Source organism: Sphingomonas epibiotica, assembly GCF_039615155.1.
In the GTDB taxonomy this organism is placed as follows: Bacteria; Pseudomonadota; Alphaproteobacteria; order Sphingomonadales; family Sphingomonadaceae; genus Sphingomonas.
The window spans coordinates 33,239-57,188 of sequence record NZ_JBDGHY010000004.1 but is presented as its reverse complement, the minus strand read 5'-3'; the positions used below and the strand labels follow the sequence as shown (position 1 = coordinate 57,188).

Sequence of the window (23,950 nt, the reverse complement as noted above, 5' to 3'; positions counted from 1 at the left end):
GCCGTCATGCGTCTCATCAAGCTGGTCCCCGACAACACCAATATCCGCTTCGTCGCGCTGCGAAAGGTCGCGTTCACCGTCACGCTGATCCTCAGCATCCTGGCGGTCGGGCTGGTGTTCGTCCGTGGCCTCAATTTCGGCGTCGACTTCATGGGCGGCGTCGCGATCGAAGAGAAGTTCGCTACCCCGCCGGCGATCGACCGCGTCCGCGCGACGATCGAACGGCTGGGTGTGGGCGAACCCGCGATCCAGCAGTTTGGCGACCCGACTCTGGTGTCGATCCGTCTGCCGGTGCCCGAGGGCGATGCCGGCGCCACGGATCGGCTGGTCGAGCGCGTCAAGACCGCGCTGGCCAACGAGTTTCCCGGCGCGACCTTCAGCAATTATTCGACCGTGTCGGGTAAGGTGTCCGAAGAGCTGGTGACCAACGGCGTGCTCGCGGTGTTGCTGGCGATCGTCGGCATCGCGATCTTCTCGTGGTTCCGCTACGAATGGCAATTCGGCGTGTCGACCGCGGTCGCGATCATCCACGACGTGCTGATGACGCTCGGCTTCTTCGCGCTGTTTCGTGAACAGTTCGCATTCGACCTGACCATCGTCGCGGCGGTGCTGACCATCATCGGCTATTCGATCAACGACAAGATGGTGATCGACGACCGTATCCGCGAAAACATGCGCAAGTACCGCAAGATGGAGATGCGTGAGCTGATCGATCTGTCGGTCAACGAAACGCTGCCGCGCACCGTCATGACCTCGCTGACCATCCTGCTGGCGCTGACCGCGCTGATCGTGTTCGGCGGCCATGTGCTGCGCGGCTTCACTGCGGCGATGATCCTCGGCGTGATCGTCGGTACCTATTCGTCGATCTATGTGTCGTCGTCGCTGCTCATCACGCTGGGGCTGAAGCCCGGTGCGCCGGTGGGTGAAGGGACGGTCAAGGAGCCGGTCCCGCAAAAGGGCGCGCGGTGAAGCTCGACCGGACCCGCCGGGGCGACGGCCCGCTCGTATCGGGCATGACGGCCGGCGGGTTCCGGGTCGATGACGGCATCTATCCGGCGCTGCTGATGACGCCGCAGCGCGCCGACGTGTGGGAACCGCCCGCCTTCGAGGCGCTCGATGCCGATGCGCTGGCAGCGGTGCTGGGCATCGACCCGGCCCCGGAGTTCCTGTTGCTCGGCACCGGGGCGACGCTGCGCCAGCCGCCGCGCGCGCTGGTCCGTGCGCTCGATGCGCGGGGGCTGGGAATCGAGGCGATGGACAGCCGCGCGGCGGCACGCGCCTGGGGCGTGCTACGCGACGAAGGGCGACGGATCGTCGCCGCCTTCTACCCCTTCTGAGCGACCAGCGCGGTCAGGTGGTCGCGTAGCTCCAGCGCATTGCGTTCCCAGCTATAGGCATCGACCGTCGCCCGCGTCGCGGCCGGATCGCTTGGCTGCGACAGCACTGCCGCAATCCCCTGCGCGAACGCCGCCGCGTCGCGCGCGACGATCCGGCCGGCGGCGGGGCAGGTTACGACTTCGCGCGCGGCCCCGGCGTCGGGAATGACGATCGGCGTCCCGCTCGCCAATGCCTCGACCCATGCATTGGCCAGCCCCTCCGACGACGATGCCAGCGCCATCACGTCCGCTGCCGCCAGCACATCGGGCAGGCTGTCATGCGGCAGCGCCCCGCATAGCCTGATCCGGTCGCCAACCCCCAGCTCCGCGATCCGCCCCGCCAGCGCCGCCTGATCCGGTCCGCCGCCGACGATCCATAACGTCACGCCGGGCAGGGCGGCGACCGCTTCCAGCACGATGCGGTGTCCCTTCCGCGCGATCAGCGCGCCGAGTGACATGACCAGCGGACCTGCCACGCCCAACCGTGCCTTCGCGTCGGTCCGGTCGACGGTGCCGAACCGGCTGCGGTCGATACCGGTGCGGTGCACCCGGACCGGGCGGTCAATCCCGGCAGCGGCGATATCGGCGGCCATCGACTGCGACACCGCCAGCAGGCCGTCGGCGTCGCGGCCCGCCACACGCACCTGTGCAGCGGTCGCGGGCGCATGGCCCCAATGATGGATATCCGCCCCGCGCGCCTTGATCGACACCGGAACGCCATAGCGCCGCCCCAGCGCCACCGCCGCCGGCCCGTCGGGGAAGAAGAATTCGGCGTCGATGACGTCGAACCGGAATGTTTTGCGCAAGGCATCCAGATGCGGCGTCAGGCAGCGTACCAGCGCGCCGGCATGAAACCGGCCGTGCGTGGCGGGCAGGTTGACGAAGTGCGGGCGACCGACGCTCAGACCCTTCCAGTCTTCGTGGAGCGGCAGGCGCGCCAGCGGACGATAGCTTGGATGGAGTGACAGCGGAAAGGGCGGCAGCCCGATCGGGGCGACGACGCGTACCGCCACGTCGTCCAGCGCCGCCAGACCCAGCGTCTGCCGTTCGACGAACACCCCGAAATTCGGCCGGGTGGTGTCGGGGAACAGCGTGGCAAGGGTCAGGACGCGGAGCATGGGACGGCGTGATAGCCGATAATGGTGAAGGCTTTGCGGCGAAAACGGGCCGGGGCGGCATGCCCCGGCCCGATCCGCATCAGGCGTTCAACGTGTGGTCCAGCGTGATCTCGGCATTCAGCAGCTTCGAAATCGGGCAGCCGGCCTTCGCACCGGCGGCGATTTCCTCGAACTTCGCCTCATCGATGCCGGGGACGTTGGCGGTCAGCGTCAGCGCCGACTTCGTCACCTTGAACCCGTCGCCATCCTTGTCGAGGCTGACCTTCGCGGTGGTTTCCAGCGTGCCGTCACTATAGCCGGCGCCGGCCAGGGCGAAGCTGAGCGCCATGGTGAAGCAGCTGGCATGGGCGGCCGCGATCAGTTCCTCGGGATTGGTGCCCTTGCCGTCCTCGAACCGGGTGTTGAAGCCATATTGCTGATTGTCGAGCACGCCGGACTGGGTCGAGACATGGCCTTTGCCGTCCTTGCCGAGACCTTCGTAGCGAGCGGATGCACTGCGGATCATGCGGAAACCTTTGCGATGGAGAAAGGGCGGGCCCGTTGCCGGACCCGCCCTTCAGAATTCGTCACTCCCGCGAAGGTTCAACGGCAGCGGCCGCGCTGTCCGCTGCGTTCGATCTCGCGACCGGCGAGCGCACCGGCGGCGCCGCCGAGCAGCGTGCCGAGCGTACGGTCGCCCCGCGTATCGACCGTGCGGCCGACCAGCGCGCCGGCGACGCCGCCGACGACCAGCCCGGTCGTGCCATTGGGCTTGCGGCAATAGCGACGGCCATCACGCCCGCGCCATTCGCGATATTTGTAGCGACGCTGCGCTTCCGCCTCGCTCTTGCCGACCGAAATGCCGTGCTTGGTCCAGGTCGCCCCGACCGGGGCCATCAGCGATGCGGCGGCCAGCGCCAGCATGATATTGCGCATGGGGGATTTCCTTTCGTCCATGTCGTTGCTGGCCGGTTTAACGCACCCTCCGCCTGACGGTTTCATGAACGAAACGACAGCTTGCACCTGTCCCCGGACGGGACGTTGCGTCAGGTGCTTGCCGGCGGCGGATCGAACGGATAGCGGGCCACCGATTCGTACCATGCGCCGGCATGGCCGACATGGCTCTCGTACAGAATGAAGTGATCGAATCGTATCGGCGACGAGGTAAGTCCCGCATGGGCAGCCAAAAACATTTCGGTCGGTCCGCTTGATTTGTTCAGCCTTGCCAAGGTGATGTGCGGCAGGAACGCGCGTCCCTCGGGCGGGAGGCCGATCCGGACCAGCGCATGATCGACCTTGCGATGCAGTGCCGCCACCGCATCGTGCGGCGTCACCCCGGCCCAGAGCGCGCGGCCACGGCGGCCGGCATCGAACTGTCCGACGCCCGATAGCGCGAGGTCGAACGCTGGTGCGCGAACCCCCTGCAGAACCACGGCAATATCCTCGGCTACCGGCCGTTCGACCTCGCCGACATAGCGCAGGGTCAGGTGCAGTTGCTCGTCATCCTGCCACCGTGCACCCTCGACGCCGTCCTGCACGTCGAACAGCGCCTCGCGCATCGCGACGGGTGGGCGAAGGGCGATAAACAGACGGTGCATGGCGGATTCTCCCGGCAGCGTAACAAAATGTTGCTCCCCGCGTTTGGCTTGAAATCGCCGATGCGGCGGACGATATTTCCATCATCCGGCATGAGTGCCGGGAAGAGGAGTTTACAATGGCGAACTGGTCCGATCCCCGGACGACGGCCGCACCGATTACCCGTACGCGCGACCGCGACATGGCGCGCGACGAAGGGCTGCGGTCCTACATGCTTTCGGTGTACAACTACATGGCCTCCGGCGTGCTGTTGACCGGCATCGTCGCGCTGTTGTTTTCGTGGGGTGGCGACACCTCCCCGGCGGCGGCCGTCTTCTATCAGCCGGGCATCCTGAAATACGCGATCATCTTCTCGCCGCTAATCTTCGTGATGGTGTTGAGCTTCGGCATCAACCGTCTGTCGACCGGTGCGGCGCAGGGGCTGTTCTGGGCGTTCGCAGCGATCATGGGTCTGTCGATGTCGACGATCTTCCTGCGCTACACCGGATCGTCGATCGCGCTGACCTTCTTCGCGACCACGGCCGCGTTCCTGTCGCTCAGCCTCTACGGCTATACGACGAAGCGTGACCTGACCGGTTTTGGTACCTTCCTGATCATGGGTCTGGTCGGTCTGATCGTGGCGTCGCTGCTCAACCTGTTCTTCCAGTCGGGCATGATGAGCATGGTCATCAGCGCGATCGGCGTGCTGCTGTTTGCGGGCCTGACGGCCTATGATACGCAGCGGATCAAGGGTCTGTATTACCAGGTCGCGGGTACCGATTTTGCGGGCAAGGCAGTCATCATGGGTGCGCTGTCGCTGTACCTCGACTTCGTGAACATGTTCCAGTTCCTGCTGTCGTTCCTCGGCAACCGCGACTGATCGCTGCACGGCCAACGGCATGAAGGGCCCGGCAGGAAACCGTCGGGCCTTTTCATATCCGGGGAACGTCCTTCGCGATCCTTTCGTTTTTGCGCGTGAAGGAGTGAGGGACATGACCAACGACACCACCGGAATCGACGAAAAGGCGCTATCGTCGCTGTCGGTCGCACCGGACGGCAATGAAAGCGAAGCGCACACCCCGCCGGGACGTGGCGATGCGGGTGGCGACCACAGCATCGCCGGCCGGATGGAAAGCGATCCGGGCGACAGCGACGCGCGGCTCGACCGCGGGCTCGACGAATCGATGGATGCATCGGACCCGCCCGCCTCGACCCAGCCGGTCCACAATAACGGCCCGGCGCCGTCGTCGGGCTATGATCCCGAGCAGGAAGCGAAGCTGGCGAGGGACGGCACCGCCGACTGATCGTACGGTATCGATCGGAAAGGACGCGGCGTGTCGGCTGGTGCCGGCGCGCCGCGTTCGCTATGGAGGGGGCATGACGACCGATCGGTGGTTCCGGCCCGTGCTGCGGGTCCTTGCGGCGCTGCTGCTGGCGGTGCAGGCGGTGGTGCCGGCACAGGCGGCGGTGACGATCACCTTCTGGTCACAGGAGTTCGGACAGAATTTCCCGCACGCCTTTTTCAGCTTTTCGGGCACCCCCGATGCCGGCGGTCCGGCGGTCGACGGCAGCTATGGCTTCACGGCAAAGGCGATCACCCCCGCCTTGCTGACCGGATCGGTCGGCGGGCGGATCGACCGGCCCAAGCCATCCTATATCGACCGCAGCAACGCCCATTTCTCGGTCGTGCTGACCGATGCGCAATATGCCGCGGTCCGATCGCTGATCGACGAATGGGGCGAGGCGGGCGATTCGCACTATAATCTCAACCGCCGAAACTGCGTCCATTTCGTTGCGGAGGCCGCGCGGCGATCGGGGCTGACGGTGGTCGAGGACCGGAAGCTAATGAAGAAGCCGCGCTCCTTCACCCAGTCGCTCGAACGCGCCAATGCCGGCCGAATCAGGGTGATCGAATTGCCGGCCAAGGCCTATTTCGCGTCGCTCGGCGCTCCGGTGGTCGCGGTCGGAGCGGCGCCGCTGCCGCACTGACCTCTTTCGCGTTCGGGGGAAATCCGGCAGTCCTGCACTGTCGGGTAACGGGAGTCGGTGGATGCGGCGGTGGACGATCGGAGTGCTGGCATTGGTGGCCGGATGCGGGCAGGCCGACGAACCCGCTGCGTCGGTCAACCTGTCGCAGGACGATCCGATCCTGCCCTTCCCGTCGCCCACGCCCGAGACGATGGCGGCGATCCCGACGCGCTTCGTGGGCAGCTGGGACAGCGACGGCGCCGCCTGTGCCGCCGATCCGGCCGGTGCGAACCGGCTCATCGTTACGGCCAACGCGCTGCGGGTCGGCGAGCGCGACCTGCCGGTGCGCGGCATCACTGTCGCCGATGCCGGGGCGATCGACGTCGATGTTGTCGGCGACCGTGGCGGCATCACCGAACAGCGCCGCTATCGCCTTGCGCTGGGCGAGGGCGGGACGCTTGACATGAACGGGGATGCCGGGCCGGTCCGCCGCGTCCGTTGCGATGCGCCGGCCGGTGCCGAGGCGGCGGCGCGCAACGCGATCGCACTGAACCTCGCCCCCGATGGCCTCCAGACCGTCGCCGGCGCGAGCAGCCGGTCGATCGCCTTCGGCAGCCCGAGCGAGATCGTGCTGCGCGTCGTCGAAGCGGCGACCCAGACGCTGCCCGAACGTTCGCAAAACAAGGATTGCGGCGAAGGCCCGCTCGATATCGCGACCTATCCGAAGATCGCGGTCTATGTCCAGGAGGGGCGCTTCGTCGGCTGGTCGGCGCGCGGTCGTGGCCTCACGACGATGAGCGGGGTCGGCATCGGTGCCAAGCGCGCCACCGTCGAATCCTCGATCGACGCGCCGGTCGAGGAAACCAGCCTAGGCCGCGAATTTAGCAGCGGCGGCCTGTCCGGCATCTATGACGCGAAGGACAATGTCACCGCGCTGTGGGCGGGCAGCACCTGCATCGCCCGGTGATCGCGCCGGCAACGCCCGACGATGCGGCGGCGGTGGTCGCGCTGTGGCAGCGTAGCGAGCTGACCCGGCCGTGGAACGACCCGCATGCCGATTTCGCAAGAGCATCGACGGGCGCGACCTCGACCGTGCTGCTGGCCCGTGACGATGGCGACGTGATCGGCAGCGTCATGGTCGGCCATGACGGACATCGCGGCTGGATCTATTATCTCGCGGTCACGCCCGATCTGCAGGGGCAGGGGATCGGGCGCGCATTGTTCGCTGCTGCCGAGGACTGGCTACGCGATGCCGGCGCGCCCAAGGTGCAGTTGATGGTCCGCAGCGACAATGCTGCCGCGCTCGGCTTCTATGCCGCGATCGGGCTGACGCGGCAGGATGTCGTCGTGCTCGGTCGCTTCCTGACCAACGCCGTACCATGACATGCTAGGCTACTGATAGTCACTTGCAAAAGCAGTAACGGCGGCGTACCCGGCGCGAAACAGTCAGGGAATCGTTTCGCATGTCCGCCTTCGCTATCCTCCTCGCCGCCGCCACCGCCGTCCCGGAGGTACCGCCGACCGAGGATCCGCAGCGTGGCGACAATATTATTGTCACCGGCACGCGGACCGAGGGCAGCGACGACTATGCGGTCAAGGCGCAGACTACCGCGACGCGCCTCCCGCTCAGCCAGCGCGAAACCCCGCAATCGATCAGCGTCGTGACCCGCGCGCAGATCGAGGATTTCCAGCTCAACGACATCAACCAGCTGCTGGCGACCGTGCCCGGCGTGAACGTGCAGGCGCAGGAAACCGACCGCTTCTATTATTCCGCGCGCGGCTTCGACATTCAGACCTTCCAGATCGACGGCGTCGGCCTGCCATTCCCGTTCGGTATCCAGAACGGGTCGATCGATACCGCGATGTACGACCGGATCGAGGTGGTGCGCGGCGCGCCGGGGCTGTTGTCGTCGACCGGCAATCCGTCGGCGGTCATCAACTTCATCCGCAAGCGTCCGACCCGCGACCTCGCCGCATCGGCAAGCGCCCAATATGATTCGTTCGACAATCTCCGTCTCGACGGCGATGTCAGCGTCCCATTGACCAGCAGCGGATCGGTCCGCGCCCGCGCGGTCGGTTCCTATCTGAACACCGACAGCTATCTCGACCGCTACGGCCTGACGCGCTGGACCGGCTATGGCATCGTCGAGGCGGACCTTGGCCCCGATACCGTCGTCAGTGCCGGCTATGGCCATCAGAACCACAAGAGCCGCGCGGCGATGTGGGGCGCGCTGCCGCTCTACTATAGCGACGGCAGCCGCATCGACTATGCACGCTCGACCAACAGTTCTCCCGACTGGTCGAGCTTCGACGTCACCGACCGCCAGATCTTCGGCGACGTGACCCACCGCTTCGGCAACTGGACCGCGAAGCTGACCGTGCAGCGCCGCGCGATCGACGAAGACGACAAGCTGTTCTACGTCTATGGCAACAACTATGCCGATGGCGGCAACGGCGCGCCCGACCGGGCGACCGGCCTCGGCATCGTCAGCTATCCCGGCGCGTTCCGCTCGTTCGCGCGCAATCTGACGATCGACGCCAATATCGGTGGTACCGTGTCGCTGTTCGGCCGCGCGCACGACGTGATGTTCGGCGTCAACCGCTCGGCGCAACGCTATACGCAGGATTCTGCCTATGACGTGTCGACGATCGGCATTTCGCTGCCGTTGTTCAGCGGCTTCGACGGATCGTTCCCCGAACCGAACTTCCCGGCATTTTCGCGCAGCCTCGACACCCATGTCCGGCGCGAGACGGTCTACGGCCTTGTCCGCCTGAACCCGACGGATGCGCTGAAGGTCATGGTCGGCGGCAATGCCACCCGAGCGTTCAGCGAAGGCGTGTCCTATGGTGCGCCGACCGATTACGACCGCGCCCGCTTCCTGCCGTTCGTCGGCGCGACCTATGATTTGACCGGCAATATCAGCGCCTATGCGAGCTTTGCGACGATCTTCAATCCGCAGGATCAGGTCGATGCGAACCGCCGCCTGCTCGACCCGATCGAGGGCGACAATCTGGAGGCGGGGCTGAAGGGCGAATGGTATGATGGCCGCCTGAACGCCAGTATCGCCGTGTTCCAGGCGCGGCAGAACAACACCGCCGAAGCCGCCGGTTTCGATGCGACGATCGGCCAGACGCTGTATCGCGGGGTCGATGCCAAGTCGCAGGGGATCGAACTGGAGGTCAGCGGACAGGTCGCGCCGGGGCTGCAGGCGACCGGTGGCTTCACGACCATGCGCATCCGCGGGGAGGGGGACGCGGCGGTCCGCACCTTCGTACCGCGCAATACCGCGCGGCTGAACATCGTCTGGTCGCCGACGACGCTGCCGGCGTTGAAGGTCGGCGCGTCGGGCCAGTATCAGAGCCGCATGTATCTCGAACCCGGCGTCACCGCGACCACCGGACAGCCGGTGCGGATCACGCAGGACGGCTATGCGACGGTCGACCTGATGGCGCGCTACGAACTGACGCCGCGGCTGTCGCTGGGCGTAAATGTCCGCAACGTCAACGATGCGAAGGCATTGAGCGCGATCAACTTCGATCAGGGCTATTTCATCGCGCCGCGTACGGTGCTCGGCACGGTGCGGGTCCGCTACTGACGCGAAAAGGGGGCGGTGGTGCCGCCCCCTTCTTTCACCGGTGGCTTTCCCAACTACGAACTGTTCATGCTGAGTACGGGCTGAGCGTAGTCGAAGACTCGTATCGAAGCACCCCTGGCAGCCCTTCGATACGCCGTTTCGACAAGCTCAACGGCTACTCAGGACGAACGGGGTGAGAGGGCAACTTGCTGATTACCCCACGAACGCCCGCTCGATCACATAATCGCCGGGCTTGGCGTTCGACCCTTCCTCGAAGCCCAGTCCTTCGAGATATTCCGAGAAATCGCGGATCATCTCGGTCGACCCGCACAGCATGATGCGGTCAGTCGCCGGGTCGAAGGCTTGGGCGCCGCCGATGCGTGCCGAGAACAGCGTGCCGTTCTCGACCAGCGCGTCGATGCGGCCGGTGGTGTGAAATTCCTCGCGCGTCACCGTCGGCACATAGGTGAATTGCTGCGCCGCCTGATCCTCGACCAGCGGATCGCCGGCAAGGTTCGCCTCCAGCGTGGTGCGGAAGGCGAGGTCGGACACGCGGCGTACCGAATGGACTACGACGATCGACGAATACATCTCATACACGTCCGGATCGCGGATCAGCGACAGGAACGGCGCGAGGCCGGTGCCGGTCGACAGCATGAACAGCCGCTCGCCGGGCTTCAGCGCGTCGGTGACCAGCGTGCCGGTCGGCTTCTTGCCCAGATAGACTTCGTCGCCGGGAACAATCTGTTGCAGCTTGCTGGTCAGCGGCCCGTCCTGCACCTTGATCGACAGGAACTCCAGTTCCTCGGCATAGGCCGGGCTGGCGATCGAATAGGCGCGCAACAGCGGCTTGCCGTTGTCGCCGGGCAGGCCGATCATCACGAATTCGCCCGAGCGAAAGCGGAAGCTCGGCGGGCGGGTGATGGTGAAGCTGAAGAGATGTTCGTTCCAGTGACGCACCGAACGCACGCGCTCGACGCTGAGCGCGTTGGTGGGTTCGAGGCCGTGGACGACGGCGGTGCGGTCGGTCATCGATAATCCTTACGTCCTGACGCTGGTCCCCGGTGGCAGCCCGATCTGGCCGAGCATCGCCGCCGTCCGGGCCAGCGCGCAAAAGGTTGGTGCGATCGCCCCGTCGGCGACCAGCAGCGAAAGCGTGGTGCGTGCCTTCGCATCGCGACCCGTTACGAGATCGCGCGCCAAGGTCAAGAGAACCGATTCATCATCGGTCACAAGCCCGCATTTACAATTGATCTGGATCGGCACCCGGGCATGTTCCGACAATTGCGTCATACACGCATCGAAATCGCACAATGCGTCGAGCGCGCCTGCCTGGGCGAAGCGCGCCGCCAGCAACGCCGACGGGTTCTGGCACGCGGAGCGCGCCGCCACCCACAGCCGGATCGCATCCACCAGGAAACGGTCGCCGCGCGATAATATCGATATCGGCCGGTCGATCAGGTCGTACATAGAGCCTCGCTATTGATACTCATTCGCAGAGACTATCGGCACGTTCTGAGGGCGTCAATGGCCGGAAGCGATGCACGGTGCCGATTTCCGTGTCGCACCCGAACCGATCGGCGGAAGTGGCGAAGGAATAAACGGGATTTTCAGTATTTCCGCGCACATCACGATGAAAGGAAAGGGCGATTTCATGACATTGAAGGTCCGTGGCCGTATCAACCTGATCGGCGTCGTTGCGGCGCTCGGACTGATTGCGCTGCTCTGCATCAGCATTTTCCGCACATCGGCGATCATGCAGGACGATATCGAACGCAACACCCGGCAGGTGGTCGAAACCGCCCGATCGGTCGTGGCGCATTATCACAGCGAGGAAGTCGCCGGCCGGATGCGCCGGGCCGACGCGCAGCGGGCCGCGCTCTCGACGCTCAAGGAAATGCGCTACGAAGGGAAGGAATATTTCTGGGTCAACGATCTGCATCCTACGATGCTGATGCACCCGACCAAGCCCGAACTCGACAATACCGATCTGACCAACAATCGCGACGCCACCGGCAAGGCGCATTTCGTCGAAATGGCGCAGGTCGTGAAGACGCACGGCGCCGGCTTCGTCCGCTATCTGTGGAAGACTCCGGACAAGAGCCATGACGAACCGAAACTGTCCTATGTCGCCGGTTTCGCGCCATGGGGCTGGGTGATCGGGTCCGGCGTGTATCTCGACCGCGTCAATGCGGCGGTGTGGAGCGCGGCGCTGTATCAAAGCGCGCTCGCGCTGGTCGTGCTGCTGATCGTCGCCTTCTGTGCCTACCGCATCGGCCGCTCGATCTCGCAGCCGGTCGAGGCGCTGTCGGCACGGATGCGTGCCCTTGCCAGCGGCGACACCGCGACCCCGATCCCGGGTCGTGAGCGCATCGACGAGGTGGGGGAGATGGCTGCCGCGCTCGAAACCTTCCGCGGTGCCGCGATCGTCGCCGCCGAGCGCGAGGCCGAGCAGCAGCGGGTCGTCGCGACGGTCGGATCGGGACTGGATTCGCTCGCGAGCGGACGGCTCGACACGCGGATCGGCGGTCGGCTGACCGGTGCCTTCGCCAAGATCGGCAGCGATTTCGACTCGGCGATGGCGGCGGTCGCCGATGCGATGCGCTCGGTCACGCGCTCGGCCGGCGGCATCCGCACCGGCGCGACCGAGATCAGCACCGCGTCCGACGACCTGTCGCGCCGTACCGAGCAACAGGCGGCGAGCCTAGAGGAGACCGCCGCCGCGCTCGACCAGATCACTGCCACCGTGCGCCGCACCGCTGCGGGCGCGGCACAGGCGAACACCACCATGACCGCCACGCGCGGCGATGCCGAGGACGGCGTGCGCATCGTGCGAGAAGCGGTGACGGCGATGAGCGGCATCAAGCGCGCCTCGGACGAGATTTCGGAGATCATCACCGTGATCGACGGCATCGCGTTCCAGACGAACTTGCTGGCGCTGAATGCCGGGGTCGAGGCGGCACGGGCCGGCGACGCCGGCAAGGGCTTTGCCGTCGTCGCCAACGAGGTCCGTGCGCTGGCGCAACGCTCCGCCGACGCCGCCAACGACGTCAAGGCCCGCATCCTTGCCAGCGGCAGCCAGGTCGAGATCGGCGTCAACCTGGTCGGCGAGACCGGCGGCGCGCTCGAACGCATCGTCGGGCGCATCGCCGAGATCGCCGATCTGGTGGCGACAATTGCGCGGGGCGCCGACGAACAATCCTCCGGGCTGCAACAGGTCAACATCGCCGTCGGCGAAATGGACGCGGTGACACAACAGAATGCGGCGATGGTCGAGGAAGCCACCGCCGCCGCCCGCAGCCTCGCCAGCGAGGCCGAGGCGCTCACCCATCACGTCGCGCGCTTCAGCGTTGCGGAAGAGACCGGTTGGGACCAGCCGCGCAACCTGCGCGCGGCGGCGTAGCGCTCAGCCGGCGGCGAAGGTCAACGCCTCGATCTTGTTGCCGTCGGGGTCGCGAACGAACGCCGCGTAATAATGCGCGTCATATTCGGGCCGCAGCCCCGGCGGCCCGTCGCCGCTGCCACCCTGCGCCAGCGCGACCGCGAAAAACCGGTCGACCGCCGCGCGGTGTTCGACCTCGAACGCAACATGCGTGCCGTAGCCCGCACGCGCCGGCTGGCCATCGGCGGGCAGGTTCAGGCTGAACACCGTGATCCCCGCACCATAGCCCACCGCCTCCGCCACATCGAGCGTCCGCCGCAGCCCCAGCACCGCCATGACCGGATCGTAGAAGCGGCGGGTGCGGTCGAGGTCCGAGGTTCCGAGCGAGACATGGTGCAGCATGACAGGATGATCGCACCGATATTGTGATCGTTCCAGCGTCGATCTACCTGCACCGTGCTATGCTTCGAAGAGGCTCCCCGTGACCCCGACTCTATACGGCATCCCGAATTGCGACACGATGAAGAAGGCGCGCGTCTGGCTCGACGAGCATGGCATCGCCTATCGCTTCCACGACTATAAGAAGGCCGGCATCGACCGCGCGACGCTTGCCGGCTGGGTAGATGCGCTCGGCTGGGAGGCGCTGCTCAACCGATCGGGCACCACCTTCCGAAAGCTACCCGACGCCGCTAAGGCCGACCTCGATGCCGGGCGTGCGATCGATCTGATGCTTGCCCAGCCGTCGATGATCCGGCGTCCAGTGCTGGTGGCGGGCGACTGGATCGAGGTCGGTTTCAAGCCTGATCAGTACGCGAAACGATTGTCGACCGCCGGCTGATTGCGCTATCATCCGTCCGTGCGGGGGCCAATGGCGATACCGCAGCGATTCGGTTGCAGGAGAGACATGGCTGCCACGATGTTCCGGTTGACGCCGCTTTGGTTCCGGGCGGTGGCCTTGCTGTTCTCCTTGTGGGGCGCGGCCGGGGTCGCTGCCTTCTATGCCCATGTCGCGACCGGGCCGGATCAACTGGCCGCGATGCCGGACTATGACCGCGCCTATTTTCTCGCGCTGCCCGGCTGGTTCGTCTGGATCTACGGACTGGCGACATGGGGCGGATTGCTCGGCGGGATCGCGCTGCTGCTGCGGCGGCGGTTCGCCACGATCCTGTTCGTCGTGTCGCTGGTAGCGATCGTCCTTCAGTTCGGCTGGGTGTTCGCCGCGACCGATCTGATCGCGGTGAAGGGCGCGGCGACGGTCGTGCCGTTCCCGCTGGCGATCCTTGCCGTCGCATTGTTGGAGGTCGCGGTGGCGCGGCATGCCGATGCCCGTGGGTGGCTTAGCTGACGGCGGTCCGCTAGGGGACGGCCATGTCCACGACCTTCACCATCGACACCGCCACCAGCCGCGCGACGCCGACCCCGGCGCCGATGAAACGGCTGACCATCCCCGCCATCCGCACCGCCAAGGGCAGGACGCCATTGGTGATGCTGACCGCCTACACCGTGCGCATGGCGCAGCTGATGGACGCGCAGTGCGACATGCTGCTGGTCGGTGACAGCCTCGGGCAGGTTATCTACGGCCTGCCTTCGACCGTGCCGGTCACGCTCGACATGATGGCGGCACATGGCGCGGCGGTGGTGCGGGGCAGCTATCATGCGCTGGTCGTGATCGATTTGCCCTTCGGCAGCTATGAAGCCAGTCCGCAGCAGGCGTTCGAAAGCGCGGCGATGCTGCTGAAGGCGACCGGCGCCGCCGCGGTCAAGCTGGAGGGCGGTACGGCGATGGCCGAGACCGTCGCCTTCCTCTCCCAGCGCGGGATTCCGGTCATGGGTCATGTCGGCCTCACGCCGCAGGCGGTGAACCAGCTCGGCGGCTATGGCGCACGCGGCCGTAGTCCGGAGGAGGCGGAAAAGATCGTCGCCGATGCCGTCGCCGTCGCCGAAGCCGGCGCCTTCGCCGTGGTGATCGAGGGTGTGGTTGAACCGATCGCGATCGACATCACCCGTCGCATATCGGTGCCGACGATCGGCATCGGCGCGTCAGCGCAGTGCGACGGGCAGGTGCTGGTCGCCGAGGACATGCTCGGTTTCTTCGAACGCACTCCGCGCTTCGTGAAGACGTTCGACGACATCGCCGGGCGCATCTCGACAGCGGTCGAGACCTACGCCACCGACGTCCGTTCGCGCGCCTTTCCCGGACCGGACCAGCTGTACGCGCCCAAGGGCTGAAGTCGCCACGGGGTGGAGCGGTCCTTTCCCCGTTCATCCTCCGAACAGCCTCGATCTGCCATGGTCCCGCCCCGGCATGCCGCCCCGCGACCATTCGCTTTCGTTTCCATCGACGCTCGGCTAAAGGAGCGCGCTTGACCCATCCCCTGGAGCTGTTCCCTTGGCGTTGACCCCGCAGAACAACGATGCCTTCATCCGCGAAGTCGATGACGAAATGCGTCGCGAGCAGATGTCGGCGATCGGCCGCCGCTATGGCCTGTGGATCATCGCCGCGGTGCTGCTGGCGCTGGCGGCGTTCGGCGGCTGGACATGGTGGCAGCATCACCAGACCAGCCTCGCCGCCGAGCAGGGCGAGCAACTCGCGACCGCGCTCGACGAGATCGCGCAGGGCCGCGTCGCGCAGGGCACGGCCGAGGTCGCGAAGCTGACCACGTCCGATCGCGACGCGGTGCGCGCCACCGCGCTGCTGACGCAGGCCGACCTGCTGCTGTCGAAGAACGACCAGAAGGGCGCGGCCGCCGCCTTCGGTAAGGTCGCTGCCGACGAATCGCTGGCGCAGCCGTTCCGCGACATGGCGCTCGTCCGCCAGACCGCGGTCGAATATGACAGCCTGCAACCGCAACAGGTCATCGACCGGCTGCGCGGATTGGCCGACAAGGGCAGCCCGTGGCTCGGCAGCGCCGGCGAGATGGTCGCGGTCGCCTATCTCCGTCAGAACAAGCTGCAACAGGCGGGCCAGACCTTCGCCCTGATCGCGCAGACCGATGGCGTGCCGCAATCGCTGCGCGCGCGCGCGGTGCAGATGGCCGGGTCGCTGGGCGTCGATGCGGTCGACGCGTCGGCCAACCAGACCGCCGCGCAATAACCTCTCTCCAGTTTCCGGAACCCCTTCGATGAAGACGCATCTCAAACTCTCGGCGGCGGTCGCGGCGTTGGCGCTGCTGGGCGGTTGCGGCGCCTTGAAGGGCAAGGGCCCAGCGCGCACCCCGATCGTTGGACAGCGTGTGCCGATCCTCGCCTCGGAAAATCTGGCGGAGGTCGATCCCGCGCTCGCCAATCTGCAGGTCGTGCTGCCGCTGCCCGAAACCAACGCCAACTGGGCGCAGCCCGGCGGCAATCCGTCCAAGTCAATGGGCCATGTCGCATTGGGCGATACGCTCAGCCAGCTCTGGTCGGCGCGGATCGCGGGCGGCAATACCCGCACCCGCCTCGCCGCCGCGCCGGTCGTCGCCGATGGCCGGCTCTATGTGATCGACGTCAACGGCATGGTCACCGCGATGGCGGCCGATACCGGTGCGACCGTGTGGACCGCGCGCACCGTCAAGGGTGACGAGAATCCGCGCGCGCGCTTCGGTGGCGGCGTGTCGGTCGACGGCAACCGCGCCTTCGCCACCGATGGCCTTGGCGATGTCGTCGCGTTCGACACGGCGGACGGCAAGGAAGTGTGGCGCGCCAAGCCGGGCGGCCCGCTGCGTGGCGCCCCGACCGTCGCCAACAACCAGGTCTATGTCGTCAGCCAGGACAACCAGCTGTTCGCGCTCGATCAGGCCGATGGCAAGGTGGTTTGGACTCAGTCGGGCAGCCTCGAATCGCAGGGCGTGTTCGGCGTTGCTGCCCCGGCCTCGGCACAGGGCACCGTCGTCGCCGGCTTCTCGTCGGGCGAACTCAACGCCTATCGCTATGAAAACGGCCGGTCGGTATGGGGCGACAGCCTGTCGCGCACCTCGGCCTCGACCTCGGTGTCGGCGCTGGCCGATATCGACGCCGAACCGGTCATCGACAATGGCCGCGTCTATGCGGTCGGGCAGGGCGGACGCATGGTCGCGCTCGAACTGACGTCGGGCCAGCGGCTGTGGGAACAGAATCTCGCCGGTATTTCGACGCCGTGGGTCGCGGGTGAGTGGATCTTCGTCGTCACCGACGATGCCCGCCTGCTGTGCATCTCGCGCGGCAGCGGCAAGCTGCGCTGGGTCCAGCAACTGCCCGGCTTCCGCAACCTGAAGAAGCGCAAGAACCCGATCGGCTGGGTCGGCCCGATCCTTGCCGGCAACCGCCTGCTCCTCGCCAATACGCAGGGGCAGCTGGTATCGGTGTCGACCGCCGATGGCAGCATCACCACGACGCAGGATACCCGGTCGAAGGCCGGCTACACCCTGTCGCCGATCGTGGCGAACGGCGTGCTGTACCTGCTCGATGATGCAGGCGAACTGACTGCCTGGAAGTAACATCGTTCCCCGTTATCCCCGCGCAGGCGGGGATCGCCCCGCTACCTACCGTTCGTGCTGAGTAGGGGCTGAGCGAAGTCGAAGACCCGTATCGAAGTACGTGGCAGTACCATGTCCTTCGATACGCCGCTTCGACAAGCTCCACGGCTACGCAGGACGAACGGGATCGGTTCTCGACCCAACCTCCCTTACCCCCTACACTCGGCGGCAACCCCGCACCCCAGGAATTCCCATGGCTTTACCCGTCGTCGCGATCATCGGCCGTCCCAATGTCGGCAAGTCGACGCTGTTCAACCGGCTGGTCGGCAAGCGGCTGGCGCTGGTCGACGATCAGCCGGGGGTGACCCGCGATCGCCGCGAAGGGCAGGCGACGCTGCTCGGCCTCGACTTTACCATCGTCGACACCGCGGGGTTCGAGGATGAGGATGCCGCGACGCTGCCGGGCCGGATGCGGATGCAGACGCAGGCGGCGGTCGAAATGGCCGATGTCGCCTTGTTCATGATCGACGCGCGCGCCGGCATCACCCCGCTGGACGAGGAGATCGCCCGCTGGCTGCGTTCCGCCGACGGCACGGTGGTGCTCGTCGCGAACAAGGCCGAAGGGCGCGCGGGCGAGAATGGCGTGCTCGAATCGCTTGCACTGGGCTTTGGCGATCCGGTCCAGCTATCCGCCGAACATGGCGAGGGCGTCGCCGACCTGTTCGAAGCGCTCCAGCCTTATATCGAGCGCGAGGAAGAACCCGAACCCGAGGAAGAGGGCGAATACGACCCCGAAACCGCGGTCCTGAAGCTCGCCATCGTCGGCCGTCCGAACGCGGGCAAATCGACGCTCATCAACCGCTTTCTCGGTGAAGACCGGCTCATCACCGGACCCGAGGCCGGCATCACCCGCGATTCGATCGCGGTCGACTGGAACTGGACCGCCCCCGATGGCCGCGTCCGCCCCGTCCGGCTGATCGACACCGCGGGGATGCGCAAGAAGGCGCGGGTGCAGGAAAAGCTTGAAAAGCTCTCCGTGGCCGACGCCCTCCACGCGATCGACTTCGCCGAGGTGGTGGTGCTCCTACTCGACGGCACCCGCGGCCTCGAACTGCAGGATATCAAGATCGCCGATCGCGTGCTGCAAGAGGGCCGGGCGCTAGTGATCGCGCTCAACAAATGGGACATCGCCGAGCATGCCTCGTCGCTGTTCAATGGCGTGAAGGGCGCGCTCGATGAAGGGCTGGCGCAGGCCAAGGGCGTGCCGCTGCTGACCGTCTCTGCCGCGACTGGCAAGGGTCTCGACGTACTGATGCAGGCCGCGTTCGAAACGCGCGAGGCATGGGGGCGCCGCGTCTCGACCGGCCAGCTCAACCGCTGGTTCGACCGCGCGCTGGAGGCCAACCCGCCGCCCGCACCCGGTGGCAAGCGCATCAAGATGCGCTACATCACCCAGAACAAGACCCGCCCGCCCAGCTTCGTCCTGTTCGGCACCCGTGTCGACCAGCTGCCCGAAAGCTATAAGCGCTATCTGGTCAACGGCTTGCGCAAGGAATTCGGCTTTGGCGCGGTGCCGGTGCGTCTGAACCTGCGGGCGCCGAAGAACCCCTTCGACCATAGCAAGTGATCCGCATCGACGCCCGCGGCATGCGTTGTCCGTGGCCGGCGATTCGTCTGGCCAGGGCACTGCGCGACGGGGCGACGGTGGTGGAAATCGAGGCCGACGACCCCAAGGCAGGGGGTGAACTGGCAAGCGCGGCGGCAGCGGTCGGGGCAAGGCTGGCGGTCGTAAGCGAAGGCCAGTTCCGGGCTGAACGGTAACGTCCGCGCTGCCACGCCCCCGCCTGTGCGAGGGTGCGGAAGAGGTTGGGCGCCGGCGCTGTCCTACGACCGTCCGACCGTGCGATACCGGTTGGCGCTCTTTCTCACCATCGGCGCGCCTCGCCCAAAGGCAAACCCGCCACGCCACAAAACGCGCACGAGTGTGAACTTTGTGAACTTTGGACCGGCCTACGGCTTCGCTTCCCAAGGTTTATCCCGCAAATTCAGGTGCGTAATTCCTCGCGCCTTCAATCGCGGCCCAAGGAAGCGATAGAAATACCAGTCCTTCGCCGCAAACGGCGTCGCGTGGTACAAGAGCCGTTCTGCGAGCGTCCAGCGCACCCGCCGCCGGTCGGACCGGCGCGGAGAGGGCTTCGCCCAGAACCGGAACGGATAGACCACCCGACCCAGCTTCGCGACGCGTTGCATGACCTCATGGTCGAGCAGGACATAGGGCCAAAGCTTCTCGGAGAAACCGCCCGCCTCGATCAGCGCTCTGGTTCGGAACGCCTGTCCATAACCGCCGGTATGCGTCTGCTTCGAGAGGATTTTCGTGACCAATCCCGCATAAATTGCCCGCCGGATCTTCTGCCCCGACGTATCGACTCCAAGCGCCATGACCGCCACCACCCCCGGATCGGCATCGAAGGCCCGCTCGGCCTCGGCCAGATAGTGCGGCGGGTACCACGTATCGGCATCGCCGAACGCGCAGAACTCGGTGGCCAGCTCGCCCATCGCTGTTTCCAGCGCGTGAATCTTCCCCGGCCGCGCTTCGGACAGGTTCACCACCTCGATCCCCGGCGCGACAAAGCCCCGCGCGATCGCGTCCGATCCATCGGTCGATCCATTGTCGACCAGCACCAGCCGCAACGGCACCGTTTGCCTGGCTAGCGCGGCCAGCGTCGCGGGCAGATAATCCGCCTCGTTGTAATAGGCGATGACGAAGGTCCAGCGGGTCACCCCGCCACCTCAATCAGCTTCCGGCACGCCGCCTCCGACGATCGCCGCCCATGCGTCGCCACCGCATGCGTCCGCGCCGCACTGCCCATCGCGTCGAGCCGATCGCGATCGGCCAGCAACGCCGCCACCCGCTGCCGATAATCGCCATCGCCGACCAGCAGGCCGCAATCGGGCGGGATCACGTCGGTCCCGATCCGGTCGTCGAACGCCACTACCGGCAGTCCGCACGCCATCGCCTCGGGGATGGCGCGCGGGAAATAGTCGCGCCGCCCGGCATGGAAGAACAGCCGCGCCTGCGCCAGCATCGCGGGCACCTGACCATTGGGTACGTGTCCCAGCCATGCGACCTGCGGGAAGCGCCCGCGCAGTTCCGCCGCCTGCGGCCCGTCGCCGATCACCGCCACCCGCATCGTCTTGCCCAGTGCCGCGATCTCGTCGAACTTCTTGTACGGGCTCAGCCGGCTGGTCGCGATCACGTCATACCGCTTCTCGGCCGGCATCGGCGCGAAGCGGTCGGTATCGATCGTCTTGGGCAGCCGCTGCATCCGCGCCGCCGGCACCGACCGCCGCCAGAATCGCCAGCCTGGCCGGGTCAGCTTCACCTCCTGCACCGACGTCTCGGGAAAGACGAAGGCGGCATGCGGCACGATCCGGCTCCAATAATCGCCGCCGATGATGACTGCGAACCGCCGCCGCTCGGGTCGTAATACCCGGTCGAACAGGTCGAACCCGGCGCCGCCATTGCTGCCGACCAACACGAACAGGTCGGCCGGATCGGCGCGCGCCGCGGCGATCATCGCGTCGCTCACCTGATCGCGGGTCTTGGCCGCCGGGTTGGACGGCGCGAACAGCCGGATGGGGTAGGGCGCGACCCCATCGAGTGATACGACGGTATTCAGCGGCGCAGGGGCCAACGCCCACAATTCGCTCTCGACGCCCAGTTCGGTCAGAATACCCGGCATCCGCTTGTCGCGATTGTCCCAGCGCAGCCACTCGGTGGTATCGGCGACGCCATGATGGCTGGGATAGGTCAGGACGAAGATGATCCGCATCGCCGTCCGGCTACCAGCGCATCGCCGACAGCGCCACCCGATTGTCGATCGCGCATGCTGCGGCTAAGGCGCTGGCGATGAACTGGTCGGATGACGGCGCGCGGGTAAGCTGCGTGATGGTGACCGCGAACCGGGCCGCGCTGGCGCGGCGGGCGGTCGACTGTTTTCTGCGGCAACGCTGGGCAAACCGCGAACTGGTGGTAGTCGATGACGGCGAGCAGGATTATACGCCGCTGTTCGCCGACATTCCCGCCGACCGGCTGATTTACGACCGGGTCGAAAAGACCCCGGAGACGACGCTGGGTCGCCTGCGCAACCGGACGCTCGACCTCGCACGCGGCACCATCGTCGCGCAATGGGATGACGACGACTGGTATCATCCCGACCGGCTGGCGCGGCAGGTCGCGGTGCTGGCGCAGGGCAAGCATGCCTGCGTCCTGCGTGGCACACTGATGCATCTCGACGCGCCCGACTGGTTCGACCATCCCTATGTCGGCACCTTGGAACCGGGCGTACCGGGCAGCATCGTCCATCGCGCCGATTCGACCGCGCGCTATCCCGAAAAGCGGCGCGGCGAGGATACCGATTTTTTGGCCCATTGGCCACTCGACCGGATCGGTGTCCTCGACGCGCCCGGCCTGTTCGTCCGCGCCTTTCACGGGTCGAACACCTGGGAGCGGACCCATTTCGAACGCCGGGTGCGCAACACGCCCGCCGCCGCGCTCGAATATGCGCTGCGTTCGCTGCTGCCCGGCGGCAAGTGGCGTCATTCGCGCTTCCGCCTCGATCCCGATACCCGCGCCGCATTCGAAGCGTTCGTCGCCGACTCGCGTCGTACGGGAGTATTCGCTTGACCCTCGCCGAACGCGGGCAGCGGCTGCACGACTGGTCGCAGACCCCGGCAGCGGCGCGCTTGGGCAAGGTCTTTCGCGCGCTGTTCTTCGTCGGCGTGCTGCTGTGGCTGGTGCTCAAGGTCCGGGCGATCGGATGGAGCAACGTCGCCGCGGCGCTGCCGCGCACGCCGTGGTTCTACATCCTGTTCGTCGTGATGTTCATGGCGTTGCCGGTATCGGAGGTCTGGATCTTCCGCCGCCTGCTCGGCCGGACCTTGCCCGGCGCGCTGCCGGTGTTCGTGCGCAAGCGGGTCTTCAACTCGGCCTTCGTCGGCTATTCGGGCGAACTCTATCTGTTCGTCTGGGCCCGTCAGCGCCTCGGCATCGCGTCGAAGACCTTGCTGCTGGCGATCAAGGACAATGCGATCCTCTCGGCACTCGCCTCGGCAGCGATCACCTCGGGACTGTTGATCGTCTTCATGGCGACCGGTCGGGCGAAGTGGATCGCCGACTGGCTGCATTCGGCGGGGGGCGTCATCCTTGCCGGCCTGTTGGTCGCCGCCTTCCTGACGCCGCTGCTGCTGCGTCTGCGCCGCCAGATACTGTCGGTATCATGGCGGGTGGCCGCCACCGTGCTGGCGATCCACGTCGCCCGCATCCTCGTCGTCGTCCTGCTACAGGCGACGCAATGGGCGGTGGTGTTACCGGGGCAGGCGTGGACGGTGTGGGTCACCTTCCTGACCGTGCAGATGGTCATCAGCCGCCTGCCGATCGTGCCCAATCGCGACCTGCTGTTCCTGTCAGCGGCGCTGGAGATGAGCCATATCATCGATGGCCCCCGCGCGGCGATGGCGGGGCTGTTGCTGGCGGGCGGTGCGCTGACGCAGGGCAGCAACCTCCTGTTCTTCCTGCTTACCAGCTTCGAACGCCGACGCGGTACCTTGCCCGAGGCGGTTCCCGATCCGGCATTCGAGGCGGAGGTCGCCACGCCGGCCGTGCCGCCGGCGGGCGAATAGCCGTTACGCTTCGGCGCGTTGGCAGATGAAGCGCGACAATTCCTGCCGCAGTGGCAGACCCGCCGTCGACCGCAGCGGCCCGTCATGCGCGACATTGGTTTCGACATGCGCACGCGTGTCGGCGACCCCGACGACATGGAACAGGTCGCGTTCGCAATCCAGTTCGGTGCGAGCATAGACGAAGCGGTCGCCACGCTGCTGGCGCAGGATCGCGATCGTCGTGCCAGCAGCGGTCTTGCGCTGGCGGAGCAGTTCGTAACGCGACTGATCATCCGAAGGCGTGGGGATCACCGTACCTTCCAATGGATAGCGTTCGATCCCGTTGCCGGCCACGTCGGTCTCGACCAAATGACGCAAGTCGACGCGCTCCGCCGCATTCTCGGTCGGCACGGTATTGGCCGACGTTCCGCACGCAGCCACCATCGCTCCGGCCAACAGGGCCGTCATCGATCGGATCATGAAGCTCTTACCTTTCTTCCGGGACCAACACACGTCCGGGGAAATGTTGCGACACGGCAATCATTGCCGTGCGGGGGTCAGCGCGAGCGCAGTGCCCCGATCGCCGTCAGGAAGACGATGCCTCCCACGGCCAAAACGACCCCGCCGACATCCTCCCAACCGATCGCCAAAAGGCGGTCGAACTGTTCAGCCATCGGCAGCATCGTGCGAAGCGTTTCGAATGGAATAGTCATGGCGCATCGCAACATAATCACCGTTTGCGCGATGAAAACCGCCAAAACGGCCGTTCGCTCCGAAGACATCATAAGTTACATGCGCGTAAGAATGGGGAGGGCCAACGGCAACGTCATCGCGCTTGCGTGTTACAATGCCAGCCCATACACCGTCATTCCGTTTATCGATA

29 protein-coding genes are annotated in these 23,950 nt (G+C 66.3%); 18 read left to right on the top strand and 11 right to left on the bottom strand.

Going from position 1 to position 23,950, the window contains the following annotated elements:
* The first annotated feature begins 6 nt into the window (after positions 1-6).
* Positions 7-969, top strand: a complete 963-nt coding sequence (gene secF, locus AAIO73_RS09120; protein ID WP_345877492.1) for a protein translocase subunit SecF — start codon at positions 7-9, stop codon at positions 967-969.
* Positions 966-1,337, top strand: a complete 372-nt coding sequence (locus AAIO73_RS09115; protein ID WP_345877490.1) for an MTH938/NDUFAF3 family protein — start codon at positions 966-968, stop codon at positions 1,335-1,337. Before secF ends, AAIO73_RS09115 begins: the two co-directional genes overlap by 4 nt.
* Here AAIO73_RS09115 and AAIO73_RS09110 read toward each other — a convergent pair.
* From AAIO73_RS09110 to thpR, 4 genes are all read right to left on the bottom strand, one after another.
* Entirely contained in the window at positions 1,325-2,494 is a 1,170-nt protein-coding gene (locus tag AAIO73_RS09110; protein ID WP_345877489.1) for a glycosyltransferase, read from the bottom strand. The genes AAIO73_RS09115 and AAIO73_RS09110 overlap by 13 nt on opposite strands.
* 79 nt (positions 2,495-2,573) lie before the next feature.
* On the bottom strand, positions 2,574-2,999 hold the full coding sequence (locus AAIO73_RS09105) for an OsmC family protein (RefSeq protein ID WP_345877488.1): 426 nt from the start codon (positions 2,997-2,999) through the stop codon (positions 2,574-2,576).
* A 77-nt stretch (positions 3,000-3,076) separates the two neighbouring features.
* Positions 3,077-3,409, bottom strand: a complete 333-nt coding sequence (locus AAIO73_RS09100; protein ID WP_345877486.1) for a glycine zipper 2TM domain-containing protein — start codon at positions 3,407-3,409, stop codon at positions 3,077-3,079.
* A gap of 110 nt (positions 3,410-3,519) precedes the next feature.
* Positions 3,520-4,071: an RNA 2',3'-cyclic phosphodiesterase gene (gene thpR / locus AAIO73_RS09095; RefSeq protein ID WP_345877485.1), complete on the bottom strand. Its 552-nt coding sequence runs from the start codon at positions 4,069-4,071 to the stop codon at positions 3,520-3,522.
* 116 nt (positions 4,072-4,187) lie between these two features.
* On the opposite strand from thpR, the gene AAIO73_RS09090 reads away from it, so the two are divergent.
* From AAIO73_RS09090 to AAIO73_RS09065, 6 genes are all read left to right on the top strand, one after another.
* Positions 4,188-4,928, top strand: a complete 741-nt coding sequence (locus tag AAIO73_RS09090) for a Bax inhibitor-1/YccA family protein (RefSeq protein WP_242116770.1) — start codon at positions 4,188-4,190, stop codon at positions 4,926-4,928.
* Between the two features lie 112 nt (positions 4,929-5,040).
* Positions 5,041-5,352, top strand: coding sequence for a hypothetical protein (locus tag AAIO73_RS09085; RefSeq protein ID WP_345877484.1), 312 nt, complete (start codon positions 5,041-5,043; stop codon positions 5,350-5,352).
* Between the two features lie 73 nt (positions 5,353-5,425).
* Positions 5,426-6,037, top strand: coding sequence for a hypothetical protein (locus AAIO73_RS09080; RefSeq protein WP_345877483.1), 612 nt, complete (start codon positions 5,426-5,428; stop codon positions 6,035-6,037).
* A gap of 61 nt (positions 6,038-6,098) precedes the next feature.
* Positions 6,099-6,983, top strand: a complete 885-nt coding sequence (locus tag AAIO73_RS09075; RefSeq protein WP_345877481.1) for a hypothetical protein — start codon at positions 6,099-6,101, stop codon at positions 6,981-6,983.
* Positions 6,980-7,399 (top strand): GNAT family acetyltransferase, encoded by a 420-nt coding sequence (locus tag AAIO73_RS09070; RefSeq protein WP_345877480.1) that lies wholly within the window; start codon positions 6,980-6,982, stop codon positions 7,397-7,399. Before AAIO73_RS09075 ends, AAIO73_RS09070 begins: the two co-directional genes overlap by 4 nt.
* 80 nt (positions 7,400-7,479) lie before the next feature.
* The gene (locus AAIO73_RS09065; RefSeq protein ID WP_345877479.1) at positions 7,480-9,612 is read left to right on the top strand and encodes a TonB-dependent siderophore receptor; all 2,133 of its coding nucleotides are present in this window, start codon (positions 7,480-7,482) and stop codon (positions 9,610-9,612) included.
* 192 nt (positions 9,613-9,804) lie between these two features.
* On the opposite strand, the gene AAIO73_RS09060 is transcribed toward AAIO73_RS09065, so the two are convergent.
* On the bottom strand, positions 9,805-10,623 hold the full coding sequence (locus AAIO73_RS09060) for a ferredoxin--NADP reductase (RefSeq protein ID WP_345877477.1): 819 nt from the start codon (positions 10,621-10,623) through the stop codon (positions 9,805-9,807).
* A 9-nt stretch (positions 10,624-10,632) separates the two neighbouring features.
* Positions 10,633-11,061: a hypothetical protein gene (locus tag AAIO73_RS09055; protein ID WP_345877476.1), complete on the bottom strand. Its 429-nt coding sequence runs from the start codon at positions 11,059-11,061 to the stop codon at positions 10,633-10,635.
* A gap of 184 nt (positions 11,062-11,245) precedes the next feature.
* Between AAIO73_RS09055 and AAIO73_RS09050 the strand changes: the two genes are divergently transcribed.
* Entirely contained in the window at positions 11,246-12,994 is a 1,749-nt protein-coding gene (locus AAIO73_RS09050; RefSeq protein WP_345877474.1) for a methyl-accepting chemotaxis protein, read from the top strand.
* 3 nt (positions 12,995-12,997) lie between these two features.
* Here AAIO73_RS09050 and AAIO73_RS09045 read toward each other — a convergent pair whose 3' ends face one another.
* Positions 12,998-13,375, bottom strand: a complete 378-nt coding sequence (locus tag AAIO73_RS09045) for a VOC family protein (protein ID WP_345877472.1) — start codon at positions 13,373-13,375, stop codon at positions 12,998-13,000.
* 79 nt (positions 13,376-13,454) lie between these two features.
* On the opposite strand from AAIO73_RS09045, the gene AAIO73_RS09040 reads away from it, so the two are divergent.
* The 7 genes from AAIO73_RS09040 (at position 13,455) to AAIO73_RS09010 (ending at position 19,227) form a co-directional block, all read left to right on the top strand.
* A complete protein-coding gene (locus AAIO73_RS09040) occupies positions 13,455-13,811 on the top strand; it encodes an ArsC family reductase (RefSeq protein WP_345877471.1) in 357 nt (118 codons plus the stop codon).
* 66 nt (positions 13,812-13,877) lie between these two features.
* On the top strand, positions 13,878-14,318 hold the full coding sequence (locus AAIO73_RS09035) for a hypothetical protein (RefSeq protein WP_345877470.1): 441 nt from the start codon (positions 13,878-13,880) through the stop codon (positions 14,316-14,318).
* Positions 14,319-14,341: 23 nt separating this feature from the next.
* Complete coding sequence (panB, locus tag AAIO73_RS09030; RefSeq protein ID WP_345877469.1) at positions 14,342-15,202, top strand: 3-methyl-2-oxobutanoate hydroxymethyltransferase; 861 nt, start codon at positions 14,342-14,344, stop codon at positions 15,200-15,202.
* Positions 15,203-15,362: 160 nt separating this feature from the next.
* Entirely contained in the window at positions 15,363-16,067 is a 705-nt protein-coding gene (locus AAIO73_RS09025) for a tetratricopeptide repeat protein (RefSeq protein WP_242116757.1), read from the top strand.
* 28 nt (positions 16,068-16,095) lie between these two features.
* Positions 16,096-17,427, top strand: coding sequence for a BamB-related PQQ repeat family beta-propellar protein (locus tag AAIO73_RS09020; RefSeq protein ID WP_345877468.1), 1,332 nt, complete (start codon positions 16,096-16,098; stop codon positions 17,425-17,427).
* Between the two features lie 232 nt (positions 17,428-17,659).
* A complete protein-coding gene (gene der / locus AAIO73_RS09015; RefSeq protein WP_345877466.1) occupies positions 17,660-19,033 on the top strand; it encodes a ribosome biogenesis GTPase Der in 1,374 nt (457 codons plus the stop codon).
* Positions 19,034-19,053: 20 nt separating this feature from the next.
* Positions 19,054-19,227, top strand: coding sequence for a sulfurtransferase TusA family protein (locus tag AAIO73_RS09010; RefSeq protein WP_526023795.1), 174 nt, complete (start codon positions 19,054-19,056; stop codon positions 19,225-19,227).
* Positions 19,228-19,416: 189 nt separating this feature from the next.
* Here the strand turns inward: AAIO73_RS09010 and AAIO73_RS09005 are convergent, their stop codons facing one another.
* The gene (locus AAIO73_RS09005) at positions 19,417-20,187 is read right to left on the bottom strand and encodes a glycosyltransferase family 2 protein (protein WP_345877463.1); all 771 of its coding nucleotides are present in this window, start codon (positions 20,185-20,187) and stop codon (positions 19,417-19,419) included.
* Positions 20,184-21,239: a glycosyltransferase gene (locus AAIO73_RS09000; protein ID WP_345877462.1), complete on the bottom strand. Its 1,056-nt coding sequence runs from the start codon at positions 21,237-21,239 to the stop codon at positions 20,184-20,186. Before AAIO73_RS09000 ends, AAIO73_RS09005 begins: the two co-directional genes overlap by 4 nt.
* A gap of 41 nt (positions 21,240-21,280) precedes the next feature.
* On the opposite strand from AAIO73_RS09000, the gene AAIO73_RS08995 reads away from it, so the two are divergent.
* The gene (locus AAIO73_RS08995; protein WP_345877460.1) at positions 21,281-22,093 is read left to right on the top strand and encodes a glycosyltransferase family A protein; all 813 of its coding nucleotides are present in this window, start codon (positions 21,281-21,283) and stop codon (positions 22,091-22,093) included.
* Complete coding sequence (locus tag AAIO73_RS08990) at positions 22,090-23,088, top strand: hypothetical protein (RefSeq protein WP_345877458.1); 999 nt, start codon at positions 22,090-22,092, stop codon at positions 23,086-23,088. The genes AAIO73_RS08995 and AAIO73_RS08990 overlap by 4 nt, the downstream gene beginning before the upstream one ends.
* 3 nt (positions 23,089-23,091) lie before the next feature.
* On the opposite strand, the gene AAIO73_RS08985 is transcribed toward AAIO73_RS08990, so the two are convergent.
* Both AAIO73_RS08985 and AAIO73_RS08980 read right to left on the bottom strand, forming a co-directional pair.
* Positions 23,092-23,535, bottom strand: a complete 444-nt coding sequence (locus tag AAIO73_RS08985; protein ID WP_345877456.1) for a hypothetical protein — start codon at positions 23,533-23,535, stop codon at positions 23,092-23,094.
* Between the two features lie 89 nt (positions 23,536-23,624).
* Positions 23,625-23,825 carry a hypothetical protein gene (locus AAIO73_RS08980; protein ID WP_345877455.1) on the bottom strand — a complete coding sequence of 67 codons (201 nt, stop codon included), beginning with the start codon at positions 23,823-23,825 and terminating at the stop codon, positions 23,625-23,627.
* Positions 23,826-23,950 lie beyond the last annotated feature (125 nt).

Excerpts from the sequence above, each read along its gene's own strand:
- secF (WP_345877492.1), top strand. The coding sequence starts at position 7 with ATGCGTCTCATCAAGCTGGTCCCCGACAACACCAATATCCGCTTCGTC.
- AAIO73_RS09110 (WP_345877489.1), bottom strand. The coding sequence starts at position 2,494 with ATGCTCCGCGTCCTGACCCTTGCCACGCTGTTCCCCGACACCACCCGG.
- AAIO73_RS09105 (WP_345877488.1), bottom strand. The coding sequence starts at position 2,999 with ATGATCCGCAGTGCATCCGCTCGCTACGAAGGTCTCGGCAAGGACGGC.
- AAIO73_RS09100 (WP_345877486.1), bottom strand. The coding sequence starts at position 3,409 with ATGCGCAATATCATGCTGGCGCTGGCCGCCGCATCGCTGATGGCCCCG.
- thpR (WP_345877485.1), bottom strand. The coding sequence starts at position 4,071 with ATGCACCGTCTGTTTATCGCCCTTCGCCCACCCGTCGCGATGCGCGAG.
- AAIO73_RS09090 (WP_242116770.1), top strand. The coding sequence starts at position 4,188 with ATGGCGAACTGGTCCGATCCCCGGACGACGGCCGCACCGATTACCCGT.
- AAIO73_RS09085 (WP_345877484.1), top strand. The coding sequence starts at position 5,041 with ATGACCAACGACACCACCGGAATCGACGAAAAGGCGCTATCGTCGCTG.
- AAIO73_RS09080 (WP_345877483.1), top strand. The coding sequence starts at position 5,426 with ATGACGACCGATCGGTGGTTCCGGCCCGTGCTGCGGGTCCTTGCGGCG.
- AAIO73_RS09075 (WP_345877481.1), top strand. The coding sequence starts at position 6,099 with ATGCGGCGGTGGACGATCGGAGTGCTGGCATTGGTGGCCGGATGCGGG.
- AAIO73_RS09065 (WP_345877479.1), top strand. The coding sequence starts at position 7,480 with ATGTCCGCCTTCGCTATCCTCCTCGCCGCCGCCACCGCCGTCCCGGAG.
- AAIO73_RS09060 (WP_345877477.1), bottom strand. The coding sequence starts at position 10,623 with ATGACCGACCGCACCGCCGTCGTCCACGGCCTCGAACCCACCAACGCG.
- AAIO73_RS09055 (WP_345877476.1), bottom strand. The coding sequence starts at position 11,061 with ATGTACGACCTGATCGACCGGCCGATATCGATATTATCGCGCGGCGAC.
- AAIO73_RS09050 (WP_345877474.1), top strand. The coding sequence starts at position 11,246 with ATGACATTGAAGGTCCGTGGCCGTATCAACCTGATCGGCGTCGTTGCG.
- AAIO73_RS09045 (WP_345877472.1), bottom strand. The coding sequence starts at position 13,375 with ATGCTGCACCATGTCTCGCTCGGAACCTCGGACCTCGACCGCACCCGC.
- AAIO73_RS09035 (WP_345877470.1), top strand. The coding sequence starts at position 13,878 with ATGGCTGCCACGATGTTCCGGTTGACGCCGCTTTGGTTCCGGGCGGTG.
- panB (WP_345877469.1), top strand. The coding sequence starts at position 14,342 with ATGTCCACGACCTTCACCATCGACACCGCCACCAGCCGCGCGACGCCG.
- AAIO73_RS09020 (WP_345877468.1), top strand. The coding sequence starts at position 16,096 with ATGAAGACGCATCTCAAACTCTCGGCGGCGGTCGCGGCGTTGGCGCTG.
- der (WP_345877466.1), top strand. The coding sequence starts at position 17,660 with ATGGCTTTACCCGTCGTCGCGATCATCGGCCGTCCCAATGTCGGCAAG.
- AAIO73_RS09010 (WP_526023795.1), top strand. The coding sequence starts at position 19,054 with ATGCGTTGTCCGTGGCCGGCGATTCGTCTGGCCAGGGCACTGCGCGAC.
- AAIO73_RS09000 (WP_345877462.1), bottom strand. The coding sequence starts at position 21,239 with ATGCGGATCATCTTCGTCCTGACCTATCCCAGCCATCATGGCGTCGCC.
- AAIO73_RS08985 (WP_345877456.1), bottom strand. The coding sequence starts at position 23,535 with ATGACGGCCCTGTTGGCCGGAGCGATGGTGGCTGCGTGCGGAACGTCG.